Genomic DNA, 4,943 nt, shown 5'->3' on the forward strand with positions numbered 1-4,943 from the left:
GTTTTACCCTTCTCAATGCGGATGGTAATTCTCTTTGCCGACTGCAATTCGACTTCGTTTACATCTTTAACAGAACTAAATGTTAAACCATAAAACCGATTTTTATAGTCTCCTTTTAAAAAGGATGCCTTAAGGCTAAAATTATAGGCGGTAAGGCCAATAAATGTGGCAACCACTGCTGCTAGTATAAACATTGTGCTGGTTTTCATAACTATTTTGTTTGGTAGTTTTGTGCTTTAAAAATCTCAAATCGCTCAGCAATATCTTCTACGCTAATGCCAAGCAGATACATGCTTTTGAATAACTCCGGTAGCTCCTGCCCCAGAAAACGCTCCTTGCTGTAATTCTTTACTTTCTGTACTGCATCTGCAGCAATAAAGAAACCGATGCCCCTTTTGTTGGCAATTACCTCTTTACCTTGCAGAAATTCATACGCCCTTACAACAGTTAGCGGATTCACCTGCAGATCGGATGCCAGCTCACGTACCGAAGGCAATTTTTCCTCAGGCAACCATTTTTCCAACATGATATTTTCAGTTACATAACCTGCAATCTGCATGTATATCGCTTCATTCTCTCTAAATTCCATCTTACACTTGTTTTTCTTTTAGCCTGAAGTAAGTACTTATCCAAAGGATTACCGAAATCAAAATGGCTACTGTTGCCGCAATAATATAACTTGTTTGTGTTGGCTCAATATATATATTCTCTTTTTTGATGATAAGGCCGACCATGTTAAAGGGAATCCCATTTTCAATCTCCTCCTGAAATATAGTATGAAGTAAAACCGGGTTTAACAGGCACAACACCGCAATAAAAATGAAAAAACTGAATACCGTTTTTATAAAATGGAGCTTCTCAAAAAATACCGCACCAAAAAAACAGATAGAATGTAATATAGCGAACACTAAAAATGACACCCACACTTTCCTATCAGGAGAAAATACGTTTACAACCTCTATTTTATCAGGTGAGTTTGCATTCCCGATACTGATCACCAGGTAATCAATAGCATAAAAGCAGCCCAGAAAAACAAGTTGAAATATCACAAATGAGTATAGCCAGGCAACCAGGTATTTTTCGAAATGAGAAGCAGGTAGCGATAACGCCGGAATTGATTTTTTTCTGTCGCCCAGATCGGTAAAGATCAGGCTGGTAAAAATAGTTCCCGAAAAAAACAGGAAATTTACAAACATTGCTGCTTGTATAACAGGGCCCATATGACCCCTGGTACTATAACTTATAAAACCCAGGACTAAGATTAACACTCCAATTAATACGCCTGTGGACATTAAGTACGTTTTGTATTGCTCGGCGGTGTGTTTCTTAAACAGATTAAGAAAGCGGGTAAAGTTGAAAGTTTCGTTCATGATAGCGTTATTTTAAAGATTCAATTACAGCAGTGTGATCATCAATTATCGCATTAAAGAGCAGCTCCATATCAACCTTGTTGTTGTGCTGTTGGTTATTGATGCTAATGGTATTATTGCCGATAGCGTTAGACGCGGTATATAATACTCCCTCTTTATTGGCATTACCCGACGTGGTAAAAAGTAAGCGGTCGCCAATATCATCCAGGCTCTTGTTCAGCACAATTTCCTTTTTGTGAAGGACAAGTAAGGTATCAATCAGACTGTCCAGATCTCTTACCTGGTGGGTAGATATGATCATACAGCGGTCTTCTGTGATTGAAGAGGCCATGATTCTTCTGAACTGAACTTTTGAAGGAATATCAAGCCCGTTAGTCGGCTCGTCCATAATCAGCAATGAGGTATTGGTGGCCAGACCAAAAGTGATCATTACTTTTTTCTGCTGACCAAAAGACAACTGCTTTAAATTGTCATCGGGATTCACATTGAATTCAGCAAGTACTTTATAGAATTGTGCGTGATCAAATTTTGGATAAAAATGAGCCGTACGGCGAACATATTCATTCCCTGAAAGCGACGGCAGTTCCATCTCTTCCGGAATAAAAAACAATTCCTGTAAAAAAGAAGGAAGTCGCTTGGCTGCACTAAGGCCATTAACCTTGCAGGTACCCTCGGTTGGGAATACCAGTCCTGCAATGTTTTTAAGTAAAGTTGATTTACCTGCCCCATTTTTTCCCAACAAGCCATAAATATGGCCGGTCTCCAGGTTAAGGTTCAGATTCCAAAACAGAAGTTCTTTTTTCCTGTATCCGAAACTAAGGTTTGTTAATTCGATCATAGCGTTGTGAATAAAGTAGCACTGTAATACTTATGTAGTACAGTACAAATGTAGATATAGTATTTACATTTCCAAATTAATTCACAAAATATTTTTAATGATTGAATTACAAGCCCTTAGAAGGCATGTAGACCGGATTTTACTCCGGTTCTACAAAATCTAGATCTCTGTCGTGCGTCTCCGGAATAGTAATAATGGAGTAAAACCCGATTGCAAAACAGATGAAACCAACAATAGCCGCAGCATGTAGCTCTAATACAGTTGGTTTCAAAAAGCCGTACAAGGTGGTCATCCCTACCACTGTTCCTCTTACCATATTGGGGATGGTAGTAGCAGCAGTTGCCCTTATATTGGTGCCGAATTGCTCTGCACCAATGGTTACAAACATGGCCCAGTAACCAATACCAAATCCAAGCCACAAGAGCATCATATATATACCTGTGGCGGTGGTTATGCCGGCATATAGATAAATAATACTTCCGATTAAAGTAAACAACATGAATAACCCCACCGCTTTGCGCCTCGATTCCAGATAATAACTGATTACACCGCTCAGCAAGTCGCCTGATGCCAGCCCTACATAACACCACATCACTGCCAAACCGGGCTTAACATTTTCTGCAATGTGCAATGCCTTACCAAATTCGTTGCTAAAGGTGGCCAGAATACCGATCACATACCAGGTGGGCAATCCAATACCTATGCATTTCAGATAAAGCTTAAGCCTGCTCTTATCTGTAAAAAAGGAAAGCAGTGACCCTCTTTTAAGTTCATCAAAGTCCTGCATAGATTTAAACATGCCCGATTCAAAAACACCAATTCGAAGAAACAAAAGCAATATGCCTAATCCACCACCGGTGAAATAGGCATATCGCCAGCTAAAAAGTTCCACGGTAAAATAAGCGGCAACAGCACCAAGAAGCCCCACTCCTGCTACTACTGAAGCACCAATGGCCCTCAGCCTTTTAGGTAAACTTTCTGAAACAAGCGTAATACCCGCGCCAAGTTCTCCTGCCAAACCTACCCCGGCTACAAAACGGAATAGCTTATAAATGCTCACATCGTGTACAAACCCGCAGGCAAAATTGGCGATAGAGTAAGTAATTATGGATCCGAATAAAACCGACAAACGCCCTTTCTTATCACCAAGAACACCCCAAAGTATTCCCCCGATCAGCAAACCACTCATCTGCCAGTTTAAAATACTGGCACCCTGAACAGAGCGTTCCACTTCATTTAGCCCAAGCTCCGTTAAGCTGGGTATGCGTACAATGCCAAAAAGCAGTAAGTCATAAATATCTACAAAGTACCCAAGTGCAGCCACAATTACGGGCGCACTCAGAAGATACTGGGTTGCCGTTCTTTCTTTAGTTACTTCCATTTTGTTATTGATAGGTAAACTCAACTGTGGCAGTACAGGCTTTATCTGAAATTGCCCTTATCCAATGTGCGCTGAACCCTTGTGGGAACTCATAGTTGATCGTTTTACCGGCAGGAACAGTAAAGGTTTTATAGGTGTGAAAGCCGGAAAGGTCAAAATCAACTTCTAAGGTGATCTTCACATCCTTATCAGCACTTAAGGAAACCTTCTTCTTATCATACCCCGTCATAAGATATGGCAGCGATGGTGTGCCCGACTTAACCGCAGCTCTTTCCCAAACGCCTCCATGGCCTGTAGGTTTGCCCATTTTCCATAGGTCATCAATTCCCCCGAACCAAAGTCCATCAGTATTTTTTTCATTGGCAAAGTAGTGGCCATCAGCTTTTGCCCCCTGTTTGGTTCCGCTTAGTACCAGTAACCCTCTCCACGTACAAAAATCTACGATCTTTTTATGGTGTGTGGTAATCGGACGAAGGGCTATGAAACCAGCCTCGCGACCAACCTCATAAAAGGTTCCTTGTATGTTCAGCATAAAGCGCTCCGACTCAACTTCGCGACGATCGCGATAAGGAAAAGTTTCGTAAGCATCCGATGTTTTTGGTAAACGGAAAGTTCCCGTTTTATCTTTGATAATCACAGAAGCCTCATCTACAGAATAGGTTCTACTTAACGACAGCAAACGCTTCATTTGAGAAGTACTGTCTACCGCTCCGTTAGAAAAGGTCAGTTTTTCATCAACTTCTACATACTGACTTTTGCCATTACTGGTCGACAATACCTGCAGGTTTTTGTTGAAGTTTGCAGGGCGAATGACCGTAGAACTAATCTCATCTTTGTCGGTAATATCGCTTAAAGTATTGAACACAGGATCTTGCTTTTCGTGCATTGTTCCGGTAAAATGGAAGAAAGCAGAAGCCCTACAATCCTTATCTGTTTTAAACCTTATCCAGGTAGCTTTAAAATCGGCCGGGAAAATAAAATTCACATAACCATTTTTTGGCACCTTAATTACCTTATAATCTACCCATTTATTATTCCCTGTTTTATCAACCTGTATGGTAAAACTCACTGCCTGTTCTGATGTTTGGGTTAAATGCAGCACTTTTTTGTTGAAATTATTGATCAAAAAGGCATCCGAAGTTGTGTTTGCTTTTACAGCATCGTTATCCCATGGGCCGCCCCAACCGGTTGCACCGCCCCATGTTTTTAAATCGCTCCATTGGCCAAACCAAAGGTTCGATTGAGAGCGACCGGCCATTGGATTTTGCAGTACAGTAGTCTCATCTGTAGCAATTACAATCTGATTGTTCCAGCTGCAAAAATCTGGAATATAGCGCACGTGGCTGCTTAAAGG

Annotated in this window: 6 protein-coding genes; all 6 read right to left on the reverse strand. The window is 41.0% G+C overall.

Annotation, left to right across the window (positions count from 1 at the left end; genetic code table 11):
- Positions 1-209: hypothetical protein (locus AC1DDX_RS23355; protein ID WP_477622678.1), on the reverse strand; the 209-nt coding region annotated here is incomplete at its 3' end.
- 2 nt (positions 210-211) lie between these two features.
- Positions 212-589 (reverse strand): GntR family transcriptional regulator, encoded by a 378-nt coding sequence (locus AC1DDX_RS23360; RefSeq protein ID WP_172659766.1) that lies wholly within the window; start codon positions 587-589, stop codon positions 212-214.
- 1 nt (position 590) lies between these two features.
- The gene (locus AC1DDX_RS23365; protein ID WP_172659765.1) at positions 591-1,370 is read right to left on the reverse strand and encodes a hypothetical protein; all 780 of its coding nucleotides are present in this window, start codon (positions 1,368-1,370) and stop codon (positions 591-593) included.
- Positions 1,371-1,377: 7 nt separating this feature from the next.
- Positions 1,378-2,208 (reverse strand): ABC transporter ATP-binding protein, encoded by an 831-nt coding sequence (locus AC1DDX_RS23370; RefSeq protein WP_172659764.1) that lies wholly within the window; start codon positions 2,206-2,208, stop codon positions 1,378-1,380.
- A 139-nt stretch (positions 2,209-2,347) separates the two neighbouring features.
- The gene (locus tag AC1DDX_RS23375) at positions 2,348-3,589 is read right to left on the reverse strand and encodes an MFS transporter (RefSeq protein WP_337716546.1); all 1,242 of its coding nucleotides are present in this window, start codon (positions 3,587-3,589) and stop codon (positions 2,348-2,350) included.
- A gap of 4 nt (positions 3,590-3,593) precedes the next feature.
- Positions 3,594-4,943, reverse strand: a 1,350-nt coding sequence (locus tag AC1DDX_RS23380) for a hypothetical protein (RefSeq protein WP_477622679.1), incomplete at its 5' end; no start/stop codon positions are given.

The sequence above is a fragment of the Pedobacter sp. 10L46_2 genome, assembly GCF_056395165.1.

What these genes read in the sequence shown, in the direction of transcription:
- AC1DDX_RS23360 (WP_172659766.1), bottom strand. Translation starts at nt 589, where the DNA reads ATGGAATTTAGAGAGAATGAAGCGATATACATGCAGATTGCAGGTTAT.
- AC1DDX_RS23365 (WP_172659765.1), bottom strand. Translation starts at nt 1,370, where the DNA reads ATGAACGAAACTTTCAACTTTACCCGCTTTCTTAATCTGTTTAAGAAA.
- AC1DDX_RS23370 (WP_172659764.1), bottom strand. Translation starts at nt 2,208, where the DNA reads ATGATCGAATTAACAAACCTTAGTTTCGGATACAGGAAAAAAGAACTT.
- AC1DDX_RS23375 (WP_337716546.1), bottom strand. Translation starts at nt 3,589, where the DNA reads ATGGAAGTAACTAAAGAAAGAACGGCAACCCAGTATCTTCTGAGTGCG.